The sequence below is a fragment of the Streptomyces sp. NPDC085927 genome, from assembly GCF_044540975.1.
Classification (GTDB): Bacteria; Actinomycetota; Actinomycetes; order Streptomycetales; family Streptomycetaceae; genus Streptomyces; species Streptomyces hirsutus.
The window spans coordinates 126345-143340 of sequence record NZ_JBITSN010000004.1; the positions used below are offsets into that span (position 1 = coordinate 126345).

At 72.4% G+C, this 16996-nt stretch carries 18 protein-coding genes, 1 pseudogene and 1 riboswitch; of the genes and pseudogenes, 6 read left to right on the forward strand and 13 right to left on the reverse strand.

The features are described 5' to 3' along the window. Positions 1-130 precede the first annotated feature (130 nt). Positions 131-2698, reverse strand: coding sequence for an FtsX-like permease family protein (locus tag ACIF80_RS12425; protein ID WP_399802898.1), 2568 nt, complete (start codon positions 2696-2698; stop codon positions 131-133). A gap of 4 nt (positions 2699-2702) precedes the next feature. Continuing rightward, positions 2703-3665, reverse strand: a complete 963-nt coding sequence (locus ACIF80_RS12430) for an ABC transporter ATP-binding protein (RefSeq protein ID WP_399802900.1) — start codon at positions 3663-3665, stop codon at positions 2703-2705. Positions 3666-3852: 187 nt separating this feature from the next. On the opposite strand from ACIF80_RS12430, the pseudogene ACIF80_RS12435 reads away from it, so the two are divergent. After that, positions 3853-4046 (forward strand): annotated as a pseudogene (locus ACIF80_RS12435) (hypothetical protein); the annotation flags it as partial. A 25-nt stretch (positions 4047-4071) separates the two neighbouring features. Beyond that, positions 4072-4212 carry a hypothetical protein gene (locus ACIF80_RS12440; protein ID WP_399802902.1) on the forward strand — a complete coding sequence of 47 codons (141 nt, stop codon included), beginning with the start codon at positions 4072-4074 and terminating at the stop codon, positions 4210-4212. Positions 4213-4229: 17 nt separating this feature from the next. Here ACIF80_RS12440 and ACIF80_RS12445 read toward each other — a convergent pair whose 3' ends face one another. The 4 genes from ACIF80_RS12445 to bioB all read right to left on the reverse strand — a co-directional run bounded on the left by ACIF80_RS12445 (position 4230) and on the right by bioB (position 8371). Beyond that, positions 4230-4934: a class I SAM-dependent methyltransferase gene (locus ACIF80_RS12445; RefSeq protein WP_399802905.1), complete on the reverse strand. Its 705-nt coding sequence runs from the start codon at positions 4932-4934 to the stop codon at positions 4230-4232. 189 nt (positions 4935-5123) lie between these two features. Beyond that, positions 5124-5840, reverse strand: coding sequence for a dethiobiotin synthase (gene bioD, locus ACIF80_RS12450; RefSeq protein WP_399802908.1), 717 nt, complete (start codon positions 5838-5840; stop codon positions 5124-5126). Between the two features lies 1 nt (position 5841). Beyond that, entirely contained in the window at positions 5842-7122 is a 1281-nt protein-coding gene (locus tag ACIF80_RS12455) for an adenosylmethionine--8-amino-7-oxononanoate transaminase (RefSeq protein WP_399802910.1), read from the reverse strand. Further along, the gene (gene bioB / locus ACIF80_RS12460; RefSeq protein ID WP_399802913.1) at positions 7115-8371 is read right to left on the reverse strand and encodes a biotin synthase BioB; all 1257 of its coding nucleotides are present in this window, start codon (positions 8369-8371) and stop codon (positions 7115-7117) included. Before bioB ends, ACIF80_RS12455 begins: the two co-directional genes overlap by 8 nt. A gap of 146 nt (positions 8372-8517) precedes the next feature. Between bioB and ACIF80_RS12465 the strand changes: the two genes are divergently transcribed. Beyond that, complete coding sequence (locus ACIF80_RS12465; protein ID WP_399802916.1) at positions 8518-9645, forward strand: 8-amino-7-oxononanoate synthase; 1128 nt, start codon at positions 8518-8520, stop codon at positions 9643-9645. 67 nt (positions 9646-9712) lie between these two features. Here the strand turns inward: ACIF80_RS12465 and ACIF80_RS12470 are convergent, their stop codons facing one another. Then, positions 9713-9937 carry a DUF397 domain-containing protein gene (locus ACIF80_RS12470; RefSeq protein WP_399802919.1) on the reverse strand — a complete coding sequence of 75 codons (225 nt, stop codon included), beginning with the start codon at positions 9935-9937 and terminating at the stop codon, positions 9713-9715. A 9-nt stretch (positions 9938-9946) separates the two neighbouring features. Continuing rightward, positions 9947-10807 carry a helix-turn-helix domain-containing protein gene (locus ACIF80_RS12475; RefSeq protein ID WP_399802921.1) on the reverse strand — a complete coding sequence of 287 codons (861 nt, stop codon included), beginning with the start codon at positions 10805-10807 and terminating at the stop codon, positions 9947-9949. 210 nt (positions 10808-11017) lie between these two features. On the opposite strand from ACIF80_RS12475, the gene ACIF80_RS12480 reads away from it, so the two are divergent. Further along, positions 11018-11485 carry an ATP-binding protein gene (locus tag ACIF80_RS12480; protein WP_399802924.1) on the forward strand — a complete coding sequence of 156 codons (468 nt, stop codon included), beginning with the start codon at positions 11018-11020 and terminating at the stop codon, positions 11483-11485. A 187-nt stretch (positions 11486-11672) separates the two neighbouring features. On the opposite strand, the gene ACIF80_RS12485 is transcribed toward ACIF80_RS12480, so the two are convergent. From ACIF80_RS12485 to ACIF80_RS12495, 3 genes are all read right to left on the reverse strand, one after another. Then, positions 11673-12146: a C40 family peptidase gene (locus ACIF80_RS12485; RefSeq protein WP_399802927.1), complete on the reverse strand. Its 474-nt coding sequence runs from the start codon at positions 12144-12146 to the stop codon at positions 11673-11675. Between the two features lie 3 nt (positions 12147-12149). Then, a riboswitch (cyclic di-AMP (ydaO/yuaA leader) is annotated at positions 12150-12363 on the reverse strand. Positions 12364-12695: 332 nt separating this feature from the next. Next, entirely contained in the window at positions 12696-13004 is a 309-nt protein-coding gene (locus tag ACIF80_RS12490) for a hypothetical protein (RefSeq protein ID WP_399802930.1), read from the reverse strand. Positions 13005-13011: 7 nt separating this feature from the next. Further along, the gene (locus ACIF80_RS12495) at positions 13012-13647 is read right to left on the reverse strand and encodes an ATP-dependent Clp protease proteolytic subunit (RefSeq protein ID WP_399802932.1); all 636 of its coding nucleotides are present in this window, start codon (positions 13645-13647) and stop codon (positions 13012-13014) included. Positions 13648-13743: 96 nt separating this feature from the next. Here ACIF80_RS12495 and ACIF80_RS12500 point away from each other — a divergent pair, with 96 nt between their 5' ends. Continuing rightward, entirely contained in the window at positions 13744-14040 is a 297-nt protein-coding gene (locus tag ACIF80_RS12500; protein WP_399802935.1) for a type II toxin-antitoxin system Phd/YefM family antitoxin, read from the forward strand. A 168-nt stretch (positions 14041-14208) separates the two neighbouring features. Here the strand turns inward: ACIF80_RS12500 and ACIF80_RS12505 are convergent, their stop codons facing one another. Continuing rightward, on the reverse strand, positions 14209-14934 hold the full coding sequence (locus ACIF80_RS12505; RefSeq protein ID WP_399802936.1) for a lysophospholipid acyltransferase family protein: 726 nt from the start codon (positions 14932-14934) through the stop codon (positions 14209-14211). A gap of 254 nt (positions 14935-15188) precedes the next feature. Here ACIF80_RS12505 and ACIF80_RS12510 point away from each other — a divergent pair, with 254 nt between their 5' ends. Then, the gene (locus tag ACIF80_RS12510) at positions 15189-15647 is read left to right on the forward strand and encodes an RpiB/LacA/LacB family sugar-phosphate isomerase (RefSeq protein ID WP_399802939.1); all 459 of its coding nucleotides are present in this window, start codon (positions 15189-15191) and stop codon (positions 15645-15647) included. A 31-nt stretch (positions 15648-15678) separates the two neighbouring features. Here the strand turns inward: ACIF80_RS12510 and ACIF80_RS12515 are convergent, their stop codons facing one another. Next, a complete protein-coding gene (locus ACIF80_RS12515; protein WP_399802942.1) occupies positions 15679-16908 on the reverse strand; it encodes a PP2C family protein-serine/threonine phosphatase in 1230 nt (409 codons plus the stop codon). Between the last annotated feature and the right edge of the window lie 88 nt (positions 16909-16996).

Here is a 16996-nt window from a genome sequence, read left to right on the forward strand (position 1 = left end):
TTCCACGATCCGGACGCGTCACCCGTCCGTACTCCGGCCCTTGCCCCGCACGGACGCCCGGCCCGTACGCCCCCGTTCCGGCCCGCGCGTCCGAGGAGCCCTCCACGACCGAAGAGCCCGCCCGGGCGTGTCACTCGTGCGCGATCGCCTCCAGGACGTTCATCCGCGACGCGCGCAGGGCCGGCAGGAGCGCCGCCGCGATGCCGACCACCGCCGCACCGATGACGACCGCCACGACGGTGCCCCAGGGGATCGCGAGCGCGGTCATGCCCTGCAGTGCCAGTACCTGGTGTATGCAGACGCCCCACACCAGCCCCAGCGCGAGGCCCAGTACCGCGCCGAACACCGCGATCACCACCGCCTCCAGCCGGATCATCCGCCGCAGTTGGCGCCGGCTGAGCCCGATGGCCCGCAGCAGCCCGATCTCCCGGGTGCGTTCCACCACCGAGAGCGCCAGGGTGTTGACCACGCCGAGCACCGCGATGATGATCGCCAGCCCCAGGAGGGCGTAGACGAGGTACAGCAGGACCGCGATCTGATCATGCACGAGGTCCTTGTAGTCGGCCTGGTCGCGTGCCTGGACCTGCGGATACGGGTCGAGCGTCGTCTTCAGCCGGTCACGGAGCTCATCCGCGCTCGTGCCGTCGGCGGCGTTCACGTACAGCGCGGAGTCCTGCCCGCCGGGCACGTACTTCTCGACCGCCGCGATACCGAGGAACAGCCCGCCCCGCACGCCGAAGCCCTCGCCGCTCTCCATGTCGGTGAGGGCGCCCACGGTCAGCCCGGTGCGCTGCCCGCCCGGGAACTCGACAGGGACCGTGCTGCCCTTCCGCACGCCGTGGTCCGCGGCGAAGCCGGCGTCCATGGCGATGCCGCCGTCGGCCAGCGCCGACGCCGTGTCGCCGCTCGCGTAGGTGATCCGGGCGACGTCGTCGACCCGGTCGTCGTACCCGGCGGCGGTCGTCTCGATCCGCTCCCCGTCCGGCAGCCGCACCGCCACCGGCGCGAACCGCTGCCGTACGACGACGCCCACGCCCTCCGTGTCCCGCACCTGGTCGGTGACCTCCTGGGAGAACGGAAGGAAGTTGGCGTTCTGGACGACGAAGTCGGCGCCCAGCGTCCTGTCGATCTGCTCGTCGAAGGAGCGGGACATGGAGGCGCTGGCCACCGACATGCCGCCGACCAGGGCGAGTCCCACCATCAGCGCGGCGGCGGTGGCACCCGTACGGCGGGGATTGCGCAGGGCGTTGCGCTGGCTCATCCGGCCCACCGGCCCGAACAAGGTGGGGAAGGCCCCGCCCAGCACCCGGATCACCGGCCGCACCAGCAACGGACCGGCGACGACCGTCGCGATCAGGGTCAGCACGACGCCCAGCCCCAGCAGGACCGCCGCCGGCCCCGTCCCGGTCGAGACGGCGCAGCCCACCAGGGAAACGGCGCCGAGCGCCCCGACGACGGAACCCACCACCGCGCGGGTCCGCAACGGCCGGCCCACCCCGGCGACCTCGGCGTCGGCGAGGGCGGCCATCGGGGAGACCTCCGCCGCGCGGCGGGCCGGAAGGTACGCCGCCACGAAGGTGACTCCGACCCCGACCGCATACGCCGTGACGGGTGTGACCCACCCGATGACCATCTCCGTGGTGTTCAGGTTCATGCCGAAGACGCTCATCAGCCGGATCAGCCCGTAGGCGAATCCGATACCGGCCGCCATGCCCAGCGTCGAGCCGAACAGGCCGAGCAGCAACGCCTCGGTGAGCACGGACCGGCGCACCTGCCGCCGGTCGGCGCCGAGCGCGCGCAGCAGCCCCAGCTCGCGGGTGCGCTGCGCGATCAGCATCGAGAAAGTGTTGACGATCAGGAAGACGCCGACCAGCACGGCGATCCCGGCGAAGCCGAGCATCACGTACTTGATCACGTCGAGGAACTCGCCCAGCTCGTCGGTGGCCGTCGCGGCCTGCTCGTCGGCCGTCTCCACCCGGTAGGCGCCGGCGCCGAGCGCCTCGGTGACACGGTGGTCGACCTCCTCGGCGGTCACGCCCGGCGCCGCCTCGACGGCGATGCTCGTGGCCCGGTCCGCCGAGCCCAGCAGCTCGACGGCGGCGACCTCGGGATCGAGGAAGACGAGGGCCGCGCCCGGGTTGGGGGTGGTGAAGGCGGCGATCCCGACGATCTCGACGCGGAAGGTGCCCGGCTGCGCCTGCACCGACAGGGTGTCGCCGATCGCCAGGTCCTCGGCGTCGGCGGTGTCCGCGTCCAGCACGGCCTCCCCGGCACCGCGCGGGGTGCGGCCGGAGGCCAGCTCCACGACACTGCGTTCGTCGGCGGACCAGCCCACCGCGCGCGTCGGTGTGCCGGTCGTCGGCCCCACCGGCTGGTTGTCGCTGTCGACGACCGTGATGTTCCCGGCCCTGACGTCCGGGCGGGCGGATCCGACCCCCTCGATCCCGGCCAGCCGCTCGGCGAGCGAGGCCGGCACGGTCCGGACCTGGCCGGTGGGCACGGCCGCTTCCAGGTCCTTCGGGGGCGCCACGGTCACGTCGGCGGAGGTGGAGGCGAAGAGCCGGTCGAAGGTACGGGCGACGGTGTCGGAGAAGATCAGACTGCCGGCGACGAACGCCACGGACAGGACGACGGCCAGCGCGGACAGCAGCAGTCGTCCCTTGTGGGCGAGGAAGCTCCTGAGCGTCGCCTTCAGCACGGTCTCAGTCCTTGCGGGGGGCCGGTTCGTCGGACCGCACGGCATCCCCGGTGGCGGGGCCTGCTCCGGGAACGGGGTCCGGGGCCCGGTGGGAAGCCGGGCCGGGGGCGAGGCCGGAAGCCGGTTCTGGGGTGAGGTCCGGGGTGAGGCCGGAAATGCGGCCCGGAGTCGGGATGCCGTCGACGGACTGGGCCCGGATCACGTCGAATCGCTTCATCCGGTCGAGTACCGCCTGTGCCGTGGGTCGCTCCATCTCGTCGACGATCCGCCCGTCGGCCAGGAACAGCACCAGATCGGAGTGGGCGGCGGCGCCGGGGTCGTGGGAGACCATCACCACGGTCTGGTTCAGCCGGTCCACGGCCTCGCGCAGAAAACCGAGCACCTCCAGCCCCGCGCGCGAGTCGAGATTGCCGGTCGGCTCGTCCGCGAAGATCAGCTCGGGCCGGGAGGCCAGCGCCCGCGCACACGCCACGCGCTGCTGCTGGCCGCCGGACAGCTGCGCCGGCCGGTGCCCGAGCCGGTCCCGCAGGCCCAGCGTGTCGATGACCTGGTCCAGCCACTTCTCGTCGGGCTTCCGGCCCGCGATGTCCATGGGGAGCGTGATGTTCTCCAGCGCGTTCAGCGTCGGGATGAGGTTGAACGACTGGAACATGAAACCGATCCGGTCCCGGCGCAGACGTGTCAGCTCCCGGTCCTTCAGCCCCGTGATCTCGGTGTCGCCGAGCCACACCTGGCCGGCCGAAACGGTGTCGAGCCCGGCCAGACAGTGCATCAGCGTCGACTTTCCCGACCCCGACGGTCCCATCACCGCCGTGAACCGGCCGCGCGCAATGTCCACGTCCACCGCGTCCAGGGCGAGCACGGTCGTCTCGCCGGATCCGTACGCCTTCGTCAGACCGCGGGCGCGGGCCGCGATCGAGTCGGCCGACGTGAGGCCGGGGGTGTGCTCCGCAGCGGGTGTGGACAAGACCGTCTCCTCCGTGTGGGCTTCGGGCCGTGCCGGTCGTGCTTGTCGCGCCCGACGATAGTGTGATCCGTCCCACACCGAATATCCCCCGTAAGTGCAAGGGCGCGCCATTCCGGTGTAAGGGGCACCGCCCTGCTTCCCGGGCGGGAGCCGGGCGACGGGGCCGGAGGTGGGGTGGCCGGTGCCGGTGCCATGGGGCCGGCTTCGAGGCAGAGCCGAGACTCATCCGCACGTACGCGTGGACGAGGGCGCCGCCCGAGCGGCGCGGGAACGCGTCCTGGCCCGCGGGGCGAGCGTCAACCGCTCCATCGGGCAACCGGTCCGGCAGGACGCCGGTGAGGCCGCCGCGCCTTCGTGGAGGCCGCCGCCGACCTCATGCAGCCGACGAGGCGCTCTCGTCGCCACCGTGGCGTACGCCTGCCCCGTCGCCGGCGGGCTCGAGGCCGTCACCGCGCCGGTACAGGTCCGCGATCCGTCCCGGCCGGTCGAGAAGGGCGAGGCCTCCGTGGACGACGTCGCCACCGAGCTGCGCCGAGGGAGCGAGTGAGCGGCTCGGGCCAGTGGTCAGCCGGGCCCCGTCGCCGGATCGTCCGCCGTGTCGCGCGCGGGCCGCCAGGCGGTGCCCAGCACGCAGTACGACGTCGGCAGCTTCGGCCCGTTCTCCGGCATCAGCGTGCGCCGGTACGGGCCGAGTTCGAACCCCGCCTCCCGCAGAGCGCCGACCGGTTCCCGCGCCACGTGGCAGCCACCGGCCAGCGGCGGCCACACCGTCCGGTCCAGGGCGCGCTGGGTGAACCGCATGACCCGGCCACCGCCCCGCCCGTGCTCGAAGAACCGCACCTCGCCGCCCGGCCGCAGCACCCGCCTGAGCTCCGCGAGCGCCCGCGGCACGTCCCGCACACTGCACAGCACCAGGGAGACGACCGCGGCGTCGAACGCCTCGCTCTTGACCGGCAGCGCCTCCGCCGCACCCGGCGCGACATCCACCGGGACACGGGCGCGCAGAGCGGCCTCCACGGCCAGACCGCGCAGCACCCGCTCCGGTTCGATCGCGACCACCTCCGAGACGGTGCCCGGATAGTGCGCGAAGTTGAGGCCGTTGCCCGCGCCGACCTCGATCACCCGCCCGGACAGCCCGCCGAGCAGCCTCCGCCGGACCGCGGCCATGCCCACGCGGGTCTCCGCGGCCACACTGGCCCGCGCGTAGCAGCGGGCGAACAGGGGGTGGTGCACGGGATCCCGCGCCGTCTTCGCGGAGCCGGCCGCCATGGGGGCACCTCCCTGCCTGGACGAACCCGGGAACCGGGGCGGGGCATGAGGACCGCCGTCTCCCGCAGGACGAGTCCCCGGGCCGGGGACCCTACCGCGATTGTCCCCCACGAGAAGCCTTCGCACTCCTCGCACCGGGCCGGGGGCCACGGGCCCCTCGGGCCCGGGACCCACGCGCCGTGCGGGAGGTCAGCCGGCCTCCCGTCCCCGGAACGCCGCCGCGTCCCATGTGCCGTCCAGCCGCGGCGCCAGCCAGCGTGGCGCCGACGCGCGGAAGCCGGCCGGGGGCAGGCCTGCCGCGCCGGCCGGAACCGCGCCCAGCAGCGGCACCCCCGTCACCTCCGGCAGGTCCCGTACGTTGCAGCGCGCGGCCAGATCGGCCTCGGCGGGCCAGCTGCCGATCACCACGCCCGCCGGACCGAGCCCGCGCGAACGCAGTTCACGGGTCGTCAGCTCCGTGACGTTCAGGGTGCCGAGACCCGCCGCCGCCACCACGAGCACCGGCGCCGACAACAGCGCCGCCGCGTCCGCCAGCGTCCCGCCGTCCTCGTCGAACCGGACGAGCAGCCCGCCCGCGCCCTCCACGAGCACCAGGTCGTGCTCGGTGGCCAGCTTGGCGGCGGTCTCGGCCACCTCGTGCGGACGCACCGCGGTCCGGCCCGCCCGCCGGGCGGCCGTGGCGGGTGCCAACGGGTCCGGATACCTGGCGAGTTCGGCGGTCGTGACGGCCCCGGCGAGCCGCGCGACCTCCTCGGCGTCCCCGGGTTCGTCCGGCCGCACCCCGGTCTGCGCCGCCTTCAGCACGGCCACCGACCGTCCGGCCGCCAGCGCCGTCGCGGCGACCGCGGCCGTCACCACCGTCTTGCCGACCTCGGTTCCCGTGCCCGTGATCACCAGTACCGGCATGTCATCCCTCCTCGGCCGCCGCGCACACCGCGTCCGCGATCCGGGCCACGTCCGCGTCACCGGTGACGTACGGCGGCATGGTGTAGACGAGATCGCGGAACGGCCGCAGCCACACCCCCCGGCGCACCGCCGCGCGCGTGGCCGCCTCCATGTCCACGGCGTGATCGAGCTGGACGACGCCGATGGCGCCGAGGACCCGCACGTCACGGACGCCCGGCAGACCGGCCGCCGGCGCCAGCCCGTCCCGCAGACCCGATTCGATGCGTTTGATCTCCGCGAGCCAGTCCTGTCCGAGCAGCAGTTCGATCGAGGCGCAGGCCACGGCGGCCGCCAGCGGATTGCCCATGAACGTCGGACCGTGCGCCAGCACCGGTACGTCGCCGCGCGAGATGCCGTCGGCCACGCGCGCGGTGCACAGCGTCGCCGCCAGGGTCAGATAGCCGCCGGTCAGTGCCTTGCCCACGCACATCACGTCGGGCGTCACCGCCGCGTGCCCGGCCGCGAACAGCGCGCCCGTACGCCCGAACCCGGTCGCGATCTCGTCGAACACCAGCAGCACGTCGTGCGCGTCGCACGCCTCGCGCAGCACCCGCAGATACGCGGGGGAGTGGAAGCGCATGCCGCCCGCCCCCTGCACCACCGGCTCCACGATCACGGCCGCCAGTTCCCCGGCGTGCCGCCCGATCAGCTCCCGCAGGTGCTCGGCGTACGACTCCTCGTACCCGGCCGGCGGGGCCTGCGCGAACACCTGCTCCGGGAGCACCCCGGTCCACAGCTCGTGCATCCCGCCCTCGGGATCGCAGACCGACATCGGCTGCCAGGTGTCGCCGTGGTAGCCGCCCCGCCAGGTCAGCAACCGTCGCTTCCCGGGCTTCCCGAGCGAACGCCAGTACTGCAGGCACATCTTGACGGCCACCTCGACCGACACCGAGCCCGAGTCGGCGAGGAAGACGTGCTCGAGGCCGTCGGGGGACATGTCGACAAGGAGCTTCGCCAGCCGGACGGCGGGCTCGTGCGTGAGCCCGCCGAACATCACATGGCTCATCCGCCCGAGCTGGTCGCGCGCGGCCTCGTTCAGCACCGGGTGGTTGTAGCCGTGGATCGCCGACCACCAGGACGACATCCCGTCGACCAGCTCGCCCGAGCCGTCGGCGAGCCGCAGCCGCACCCCGTTCGCCGACTCCACGACGAGCGGTTCCCGGCGGCCCGGCATGGGCCCGTACGGATGCCAGACGTGCCGCCGGTCCAGCTCGAGGAGTTCGGGTACGGACCACTCAGGCATTGGGCGCGAGATCCGTTCCGGCACCCCGCCGGCGGACGGCGACGAGATCGGTGCGCGGCCCGTCGGCCGGTCCGGCCCCCTCCGTGACCGTCCCCGGGCCCGAGGCCCCCTCCGCCCCTGCGCCCGTGCCCGAGGACGCCTCCGCGCCCCCGCACACCCCCGCGCCGGAGGCCGCCGACCCGCACCCGCCGCCCTCGTGGGACCCGCACCCGCCGCCTTCGTGCGGCCCGCACCCACCCGCGCCCACCCGGTGCTCCGGCAGGGTCACCCGGTCGGTGCCCTCCACCTCGAACCCGGCGTCCGCGATCATCTCCAGGTCGGCCCGGCCCGCCTGGCCCTCGCTGGTGAGGTAGTCACCGAGGAAGATCGAGTTGGCCAGGTGCAGCGCGAGCGGCTGCATGGTGCGCAGATGCACCTCCCGGCCGCCCGCGATCCGTACCTCGACGTCCGGGCACACGAACCGCACCATCGCCAGGATCCTCAGGCACCGCTGCGGGGTCAGGTTCCATTCCTTCGCGAGCGGCGTGCCCTCGAACGGGATCAGGAAGTTCACCGGTACCGAGTCCGGGTCCAGCTCGCGCAGCGCGAAGACCACGTCGACCAGGTCCGCGTCGCTCTCACCCATGCCGGCGATCAGACCGGAGCAGGCGGACAGGCCGGCCGCGTGCGCCTTGTGCACGGTGTCCACCCGGTCGGCGTACGTGTGCGTGGTGGTGATGTCCCCGTAGGTGGCCTCGGAGGTGTTGAGGTTGTGGTTGTAGGCGTCCGCGCCCGCCTCGCGCAGCCGCTCCGCCTGGCCCTCGGAGAGCAGTCCGAGGCAGGCGCACACCTCGACGCCCTCGTTGCCCTCCTTGATCGCCCTGATCGTGTCGGAGACACGGTCCACGTCACGGTCGGTCGGACCGCGGCCGCTGGCCACCAGGCACACCCGCTTGGCGCCGCCCGCCAGTCCGGCCGCGGCCGCCTGCGAGGCCTGGCCGGGCTTGAGCCAGGTGTACTTCAGGATGCCGGCCTTCGAGCCGAGCCGCTGGGAACAGTAGGAGCAGTCCTCCGGGCACAGACCGGACTTGAGGTTGACCAGATAGTTGAGTTTCACCCGCCGCCCGAACCAGTGCCGCCGCACCTTCCCGGCCGCGGCCACCACGTCGAGCAGGTCGTCGTCGGACGTCCCGAGGACGGCCAGCGCTTCCGCACGGGTCGGCGTCTCGCGCCGAAGCCCCTTGTCCACCAGCGTGTTCAGCAGGTCCATGAGAGCCGATCCTGTCCTATTCGGCCGCCCCGGCCAAGGAGGGTTCGCACAACAGAGGCGCCGCCGGCTGTGGGCATGGCCACACAGTGCTCCGGCGGCCGCCCCGCTACTGTCTGTTCACTGCCTACAAAAGCACCGGAGGACCCATGGCGTTCGGCTGGATCGACGAGCAGGCGGAGCTGCGCCGCCGGGCCGGGCTCGTACGGACCCTGCGCCCGCGGGCCGCCGACGCACCGCTCCTCGACCTGGCGAGCAACGACTACCTGGGCCTGGCCCGTCATCCGGAAGTGGCCGAGGGCGCGGCGCGGGCCGCGCGGACCTGGGGCGGCGGGGCCACCGGGTCCCGGCTCGTCACCGGCACCACCGAGCTGCACACCGAGCTGGAACGCGAACTGGCCGACTTCTGCGGCTTCGAGGCGGCCCTCGTCCTCTCCTCCGGATACGCGGCCAACCTCGCCGCCGTCACCGCGCTGGCCCCGCACGGCTCGCTGATCGTCTCCGACGCAGGCAACCACGCCTCTCTGATCGACGGCTGCCGGCTGGCCCGGGGCAGGACGCAGGTCGTGGCGCACGCCGACCCGGACGCCGCGCGCAAGGCGCTGAGCGGGCACGACGGAACCGCCGTCGCCGTGTCCGACACGGTCTTCTCGGTCGACGGGGACGCCGCCCCGATCGCCGCGCTGGCGGGATCGTGCCGTGAGCACGGCGCGGGGCTGGTGCTCGACGACGCCCACGGCCTCGGGGTGCTCGGGGAGGGCGGACGCGGTGCCCCGCACGCGGCGGGGCTCGCCGGCGCCGAGGACGTCGTGGTGACACTCACGCTGTCCAAGTCGCTCGGCAGCCAGGGCGGAGCCGTGCTCGGCCCGGCACGGGTCGTCGAGCATCTGGTCAACACGGCCCGGACGTTCATCTTCGACACGGGCCTGGCACCGGCGGCCGCCGGAGCGGCGCTCTCGGCCCTGCGGTTGCTGCGCCGTGAACCCGGGCGTGCGGCGCGGGCGGGTGCGGTGGCGCGCGACCTGCACCACCGGCTGACGGCCGCGGGCCTCGAAGCGGTGCGCCCCGACGCCGCGGTCGTCTCCGTGCGTGCCCCGTCCCCGGAGCAGGCCGTGCGATGGGCGGCCGACTGCCGGGCGGCCGGCCTGTCCGTGGGCTGCTTCCGTCCTCCTTCCGTGCCCGACGGCATCTCACGGCTCAGACTGACCGCCCGCGCGGACCTGTCCGGGGCCGAGATCGAACGCGCTGTACAGGTGATCGGCGACACGCGGCCATGAGTCGGCGGGACACGGCCGTGAGCTGCCCGATGACGGACGGTCGGACGGGTGCCGGCGGACCGGCGGGTCAGCGAACCGCGGCCACGAACTCCGCCCAGCTCCCGGGGGAGACGAGCAGCGCGGGTCCGGCCGGGTCCTTGGAATCGCGCACGGCGAGCAGTCCGGCTCCGGGGCCGAAGGCCGGCCGGGCCGTCTCCACGCAGTTGTTCGCGCCCGTGCTGTAGCTGCTGCGCAGCCATCGCACGCCGTGCAGATCGGTGCTGGAGGGAAGGGTCCGAGGCGGAGCGGGCATCGTGCCTCCTTACACGCCGGCAGCTGTCCCGGCGATGAATTCCAACGAGTCCTCTGGCGAAAGGGCGTGGACCGAGAGGGCGTTGAAAGCCTCCGAGTACGCCCGGAGGTCTTCTTTCCACTCCAGATAGAGGCTACTCGTCAAGTGGTCGAGAACTACAACGTCCAGATCAGAAGTGCGCGAAAATGAGAAGATTACGAAAGGCCCGGTGACGCCGATGTGCGCCCCGGCCGTGAACGGCAGTACCTGAAGCCTTACTTGAGGAAGGCGCGCCGCCTCCACCAGCCGTTCCAGCTGACGGACCATGACACCGGGACCGCCGACCTGCCGCCGCAGCACCGCCTCGTCGAGGACCGCGCTCAACTCCAGCGGCGGATCCGCCCGCAGGACGTCCTGCCGGGCCAGCCGTACCTCCACCAGCGTGTCCAGCCGCTCCTCGGAGGCGCCCTCCAAGGCTGCCGCGGTCACCGCCCGCGCGTACTCGGGCGTCTGCAGCAGTCCGGGGACCACCGTGGTCTCCAGGGTGCGCATAGCGCTGGCCTGTGACTCCAGGCTGATGAAGTCCCGGTAGGTCGGCGGCAGTACCCCGCGGTACGCATGCCACCAGTGGTGCCGTCCGCCGTTGTCGTCGGACCCCGCCAGGACCAGCAGCAACTCCCGCAACTGGACGTCGGCCAGACCGTAGGCGTCGAGCAGTAACCGCACATCGGCCGGTTTCACCCCGCTCGTGCCCGTCTCGATGCGGCTCACCTTCGACTGGTGCCAGCCCACCAGCCGGGCCGCCTCACCACTGGTGAACCCCGCCGACGTGCGCAACGAGCGCAGTTCGGCGCCCAGTTTCCGGCGGCGTACCGCAGGACCGTGCTGCATGACTCCCCCTTACTCCCTTTGGGCCACCCAAATACGGTCTCCTGTCGCAGAGTTCACCGCTTTGAGCGACAGATATATGCATATCTTGGCCGTATCGCCGCCGACGGCCTGCGGTGATGGCAGTCTGACGACGAAGCACCAGTGCGGGACCGTACTCGAATCAGCCGCTCCGTGTCGGACTGCGGTCCCGTGGAAAGGGACGACATCGCCATGGCAGACCATCTGGAAACATCCATCACTCTGCCGAGCGATCCCGCCTCGGTCTCCGCGGCGCGCGCCCATGTGGTGGGCACGTTGGCGGAGTGGGGCATGCCGGAGGGCACGGAAGTGTCCGACACCGTCCGGCTGATCGTGTCCGAACTCGCGACCAACGCCGTGCAGCACACCCTGGGGCAGTCGCCCACGTTCACCGTGGGCCTCGTCCTCGACCGCGACGACCAGCTGTGCATCGGGGTCACCGACAGCCACCCGAGGTTCCCCAAGCGGCTCCCCGCCGCGGTCCAGCAGGACAACGGCCGGGGGCTGGTCATCATCCGCTGGCTGACCGTGGAGTGCGGCGGCAGGATGTGGGTCCGCCCCACCGGAGAGGGCGGGAAGACCGTCTCCGTCGTCCTCCCGTGGCCCGCCCCCGCCGAGCCCGCCGCGGCGGTCGACATGGCAGGACGGCAGGAACCGTAGGGGGCCGCGGCAGGAACGAGGACGGGGGCGGGAAGAGGGGCGAGCGGAGGCGGAAAGGCGAAAAGAGGACCTGCTCACCTGTTCGGGCGATACGCAGATCCTCGAGCCGCCGCACCGGTGTGGTGCCCGGGCGTCGTTCGCTGTGTTGGGCGGGGCGGCGGCAGAGGGGTGCCGCCGCCCACGCGGATCACTTCACCCGGCCGTACCAGACGCTGCGGGTCCAGATCTTCTGCAGGCGCACCACGTCCCCGGTCTTGGGCGCGTGCCAGAGCTTGCCCTGGCCCGCGTAGATGCCCACGTGGTAGACGTTCGATCCCGAGTGGAAGAAGACCAGGTCCCCCGCCTTGCGGTTCGAGGCGGAGATGTGGCGGGTCTTGTTGTACTGCTGGGCCGCAGTACGGGGCAGCTGCTTGCCCGCCTTCTTGAACGAGTAGAGGGTGAGTCCGGAGCAGTCGAAGCGGCTCGGCCCGGTGGCGCCCCACCGGTAGGGCGCGCCCTTCTTGGACGCGGCGATCTTGAGGGCCTTGGTGGCCGTGGTCGCGGCCGCCGCCTCCGGGGCGGTGCCGGGGAGGACGATCGAGCCGCCCACGGCGGCGAGGGTGAGGGCCGAGGCCGTGCCGGCCCTGGCCATGAGAGACGGGACACGATTGAGCGCGGTCATGCGCAACCCTTCGTCAGCCGCCTGTGAAGGATGACCTGTCGGATTCGGGCTGGCGAAGTTGCCCGGCCGCACGAGTGCGGCTTCACCCCAAGGACTGCTCGGCGCGAGAATCGAACTCCCGTTCCGGCAACCCGTCTTGCTCGGGTCCTCCACTCCTGCCGATCCACTCCTGTCGACCGGTCATCCGGGCGGCGGCAGGACTCGGCGTCCGCCCGGATCGCCCCGCCGCGGCGGCGGGGTCTTGTCGTCAGTGAGCGATCTTGGCAACCGTCGGCCCGAAATCCCAACGGAACCGGGGGTTTGTGTTGTTACTCACCACTCATCCGTTCGAGTGGACAGCCCCGCGTCCGGGCTGCCGTCCGGAGTGCCGAGGAGGCCCGGACCAGCATCGGGACGACCTGTTCCGGTACGTGGCCACGCGGGGTGCGCAACTGGGGCGGCCCGAAAAGAAGTGGGCATCTACGCCGGTTGGCGGTACCCCCTTTGGTCCGTTTCAACTCCGGTGCGGACGTGCCGCCGACACCGTCCCCGGCCGGACCGGTACAGGCGTCAACTGCCGGAGCCCGGCGGCAGCGTGACCCGGGCCGTGCGCCGGTCGCCGTCCAGCACCCGCAGGGCCCGGGCCAGCGTGGCGGCGTGCAGTTCGGTCTCGCCGCGCCGGTGCATCAGGGTCAGCGCGTCGCGCAGTGCGGCGGCCTTGCCGACCAGTGCCTGTGCGGCGCGCAGCCCACGATAGGTGTCGCCGTCGCGGGCCGGGTTGATCCGGCCGAGCAGGTCGACGGCATCGAGGTAACAGTCGATCAGCTCCGCCTCGGCGCGGGTCAGCGCGGGCAGCGGTGGCAGTTCGGGGGGCAGCATCGGCGGCTCACCTCGCGCCGGGGACGGGGCGGGAGCCCTCGCGGTCGGTCAGGATCCGGTCGGCGAGGCCGTACTCCACTGCCGCCCGCGCGTCGAGGACGGTGTCCCGCTCGATGTCCGACCGCGCCTGCTCCGGGGTGCGGTGGGTGTGCCGGACCAGCATGTCCTCGATCCGGTCCCGGATCCGTGACAGTTCCTCCGCCTGGGCGGCCAGTTCGCTCGCGCTTCCCTCCGCCGGCCCCGGTGGTACCGGCTGGCGGAGCACCAGCCGCGCCCCCGGCAGGACGTACCGCTTGCCCGGCGTCCCGGCGGCCAGGAGCAGCGCGGCCGTCCCTTCCGCCCGGCCCAGGCAGACCGTCTCCACCTCGCAGGTGACGAAGCGCAGGGTGTCGTAGATCGCCGACATGGCCTGGAAGGAGCCGCCGGGGGAGTTGACGTAGAGGGCGATGTCCCGGTCGGGGGCCCGGTGCTCCAGGTGCATGAACTGGGAGATCAGGTCGTTCGCGGAGGTCTCGTCGATCGGCGTCCCCAGGAGGACGATCCGCTCCTCCATCAGCTTCGCGTACGGATCCGTGGTCCGGTGCCCGAACGCCGTGTGGTCGGTGAACCCGGGTACGGCATGGCGGGCGAGCGGTCGGGTCATGGGCTCCTCCTCATGGCAGCTGACTGCATGGGGGCTGTCCGCACGGCGGCTGTCTGTCAAAAATGTACAGGACGTACGTGACGTTATGATGGGGACATGGCCTACGAGATTCCGGTGACACAAGCGAGAGCTGAGCTCGCCGACCTGATCAACCGTGTGGTGTACGGCGGTGAACGTGTCGTCGTGACCCGGCACGGAAAGCCCCTCGTCGCCCTTGTTTCCGCCGATGACCTGCGCCGACTCGAACAGCTCCAGGAGCTCGACGAGGGCCGGGAGCCCGTCGGCGAGCAGATGGTCAGCACGGTGGCCGGGGTCCACGGGGCCGCGTCCGCTCCCCGCGAACAGCAGCGCTTCGGCATCGCCGCGGAGCACCGGGGAACAGCCACGTCGTAGGTGATTGGGCGATCGGGCGGCCCGGAGCCCCGGTGGCCCGTCGCCCTCGCGATCGGGCCCGGTGGACGAACAGTGAGGGGCGGCCGGACGACTCCGGCCGCCCCTCACCCATGGGCTGCTCATGCGCTTACCGGGCCGGTGGCCCGCTCGGCCCGTCCGGCGGGCGGTTCAGCTCCGCGGCAACCGAGGGAGCCGGCGCTTCTCCTCCGCCCTGCGCTCGGCCTCCTCCGCCTTGGCGACGGCCGCGTACTGGTCGACGTACTCCTGGCCGGACAGCTTCAGAATGGCGTACATGATCTCGTCGGTGATGGCCCGCAGGATCGCCCGCTCGTCCTCCATGCCCTCGTAGCGCGAGAAGTCGAGGGGTTCGCCGAAGCGGATCACCACGGGGTGGAGGTTGGGGACGACCTTGCCGGGCGGCTGCGCCTCGAAGGTGCCGATCATCGCGCACGGGATCACCGGGACGCCGGCCTTGAGGGCCATCACCGCGACCCCGACCTTGCCCTTGTAGAGACGCCCGTCGTGCGACCGGGTGCCCTCCGGGTAGATGCCGAGCAGCTCCTCCTTGCCCAGTACCCCGAGACCTTCCCGGATGGCGGCCTGGCCCGCGTCCTTGCCGGAGCGGTCGACCGGGATCTGTCCCGCGCTGTGGAAGAAGAAAGCCGTCAGCCGGCCCTTGAGGCCGGGGCCGGTGAAGTACTCGGCCTTGGCGAGGAACGTGATGCGCCGCTTGAGGATCGCGGGCATCAGGAAGTGGTCCGAGAACGACAGATGGTTGCCGGCGACGATGGCCGCGCCGGACGACGGCACATGCTCCAAGCCCTCTATTCGAGGCCGGAAGACCAGTCTCAGCAGCGGCCCCAGAAGTACGTATTTCAGCAGGTAGTAGAACAAGGGGGCGCTCCTCGACTCCGTCGGACGGGCCCAGCGGCGTGTTGCAGCAGGTCAACCGGCACGTCGTGGGGCTGTCAGTGTAGGTCGGGGCGGGACTGTCCGGCACCCTGTACGACAGGGCCGGGGCGGAGCCCGCCGGACGGCTGAACGTCCGTCACTGCACAGGCGCGCGCGGACGTGTGCCGCCGCGGCCCTCTGTCCGGGGCCGCTTCACGGACGGAGCGCCCCGAGCGGGCTCCGTTAGGCTTCGTACCATGCGGATCTCCGTCTCCTCCGACATGGACGAACCCGTGGCCCGCGCCCTGCTCGCCGAACTGCGCGAGCGCGGCCACGAGGTGCGCGTGCACGGCGCCCTGAGCCCCGGGAGCGACGCGCGGTGGGCGTTCTGCTCCGAGGCGGCCGCCCGCGACGTCGCCGACGGGACCGCGGACCAGGCGGTGGTGTGCTGCTGGACCGGCACGGGTGCCTCGATCGCGGCCAACAAGGTGCCGGGCGTACGGGCGGCCCTGTGCACGGACGCCTACACGGCGGACGGCGCGCGTCGTTGGAACGACGCCAATGTGCTGGCGCTCGGCCTGCGGCTGACGTCCGAGCCGCTGCTGAAGGAGATCCTCGACGCCTGGTTGGCCCCGGTGTCCGGCCAGGACGACGAGGAGCGGCGCAACGTGGAGCGGCTGGCCCGGCTCGACGGCACACGGCCCGCCACCGGCTGACCGGCCCCGTTTCCGGACGTGGCGCGAACCGTCACAGCCGGACGACGATCAGCGCGGTGTCGTCGGTGGCGCCGCCGGGCGGCAGCAGCTCCTGCAGCACGGTGTCCGCCAGTGACTCCGGATCCCGTGTCCGGTGACGGCGCAGCGAATCGGCGAGCCGGCACAGCCCGGTGTCGATGTCCTCCCGGCGGCGTTCGACCAGACCGTCGGTGTAGAGCACAAGGGTGGACCCCTGCGTGAACGTGGTCGTCGCCTCGGGCCTCGGGGCCGGTTCGAGGAGGGCGTCGAGCGGGGGATCGGTGGCCCGGTCGAGGAACTCCACCCGCCCGTCGCGGTGGACCAGCACGGGTGGGGGGTGGCCGGCGCTGCTGTACGTGATGGTGTGCCGGTCGAAGTCGACGAAGGTGGTGACCGCGGTCGCGGACTCGGCTCCGTCGACCACGTGGGCGTAGCGCCCCACGACGTCCAGGGCCTCGGCGGGTCCTGCCGCGACCCGCGAGGCGGCGGTGAGCGCGCTGCGCAGCTGGCCCATGACCCCGGCCGCCTCCAGGCCGTGCCCGACCACGTCGCCGACGGACACGCCGATGCGGTCGCCGCCCACCAGGTCGACCAGGTCGTACCAGTCCCCGCAGACGTTGAGCGCACCCACCGCCGGCCGGTAGCGCACGGCGGCACGGTGGTGACCCACCTGCCGGGGGGCGGGCAGCATCGCCTCCTGCAGCACCAGCGCCACCTGCCGCTCCCGGGCGTGCGCCCGGCGCAGCCGGTTGTTGAGCTCCTGCAGCTCGCGGGCGCGCGCGTACAGCTCGGCCTCCAGGACCCGGCTCTGGTCGATGCCCGCACGGTCGCGGGCCCGCATCAGCTCGGTGACCTCCTCGACCCGGTGCACGATCAGGACCACGGTGCCGTCACTGCCCAGCACCGGTGTGTTCACCGGGCTCCAGTAGCGCTCCTCCCATTCGCCGGGGTGCTCCCGGCTCTCGATGTCGTAGCGCTGCAGGGCCATGGTGTCGCGCTCGCCGGTGGCCACGACGCGCAGCAGCGAGGCGTGCAGGTTGCACGCGCCGGAGGAGCTGGGGTTGTCCGGGTTGTCCGGGAAGACGTCGAACAGATAGCGGCCCAGCAACTCCTCCCGGGAGAGCCCGGTGCCCTCGAGGAACGCCTCGTTGACATCGGCGTACACCAGGCCCGGGGTCAGAACCGCCACCATGCCAGGCAGGGCGTGGTACACCGCCGCGTAGTCGATCGCCGTTTGTGTCATGACCGGTGCCCCATTGTCAGAATGTCATCATTTTTCCATATCGTGAGCGAATTGAGGGCGACGGGAGGGTCGTCAGGAGACGTGCGGT

Coding starts and splice junctions, on each gene's coding strand:
- ACIF80_RS12465 (WP_399802916.1), top strand. CDS start 8,518: ATGGCGTTCGGCTGGATCGACGAGCAGGCGGAGCTGCGCCGCCGGGCC.
- ACIF80_RS12480 (WP_399802924.1), top strand. CDS start 11,018: ATGGCAGACCATCTGGAAACATCCATCACTCTGCCGAGCGATCCCGCC.
- ACIF80_RS12485 (WP_399802927.1), bottom strand. CDS start 12,146: ATGACCGCGCTCAATCGTGTCCCGTCTCTCATGGCCAGGGCCGGCACG.
- ACIF80_RS12455 (WP_399802910.1), bottom strand. CDS start 7,122: ATGCCTGAGTGGTCCGTACCCGAACTCCTCGAGCTGGACCGGCGGCAC.
- ACIF80_RS12470 (WP_399802919.1), bottom strand. CDS start 9,937: ATGCCCGCTCCGCCTCGGACCCTTCCCTCCAGCACCGATCTGCACGGC.
- bioD (WP_399802908.1), bottom strand. CDS start 5,840: ATGCCGGTACTGGTGATCACGGGCACGGGAACCGAGGTCGGCAAGACG.
- bioB (WP_399802913.1), bottom strand. CDS start 8,371: ATGGACCTGCTGAACACGCTGGTGGACAAGGGGCTTCGGCGCGAGACG.
- ACIF80_RS12445 (WP_399802905.1), bottom strand. CDS start 4,934: ATGGCGGCCGGCTCCGCGAAGACGGCGCGGGATCCCGTGCACCACCCC.
- ACIF80_RS12515 (WP_399802942.1), bottom strand. CDS start 16,908: ATGACACAAACGGCGATCGACTACGCGGCGGTGTACCACGCCCTGCCT.
- ACIF80_RS12475 (WP_399802921.1), bottom strand. CDS start 10,807: ATGCAGCACGGTCCTGCGGTACGCCGCCGGAAACTGGGCGCCGAACTG.
- ACIF80_RS12495 (WP_399802932.1), bottom strand. CDS start 13,647: ATGACCCGACCGCTCGCCCGCCATGCCGTACCCGGGTTCACCGACCAC.
- ACIF80_RS12490 (WP_399802930.1), bottom strand. CDS start 13,004: ATGCTGCCCCCCGAACTGCCACCGCTGCCCGCGCTGACCCGCGCCGAG.
- ACIF80_RS12500 (WP_399802935.1), top strand. CDS start 13,744: ATGGCCTACGAGATTCCGGTGACACAAGCGAGAGCTGAGCTCGCCGAC.
- ACIF80_RS12510 (WP_399802939.1), top strand. CDS start 15,189: ATGCGGATCTCCGTCTCCTCCGACATGGACGAACCCGTGGCCCGCGCC.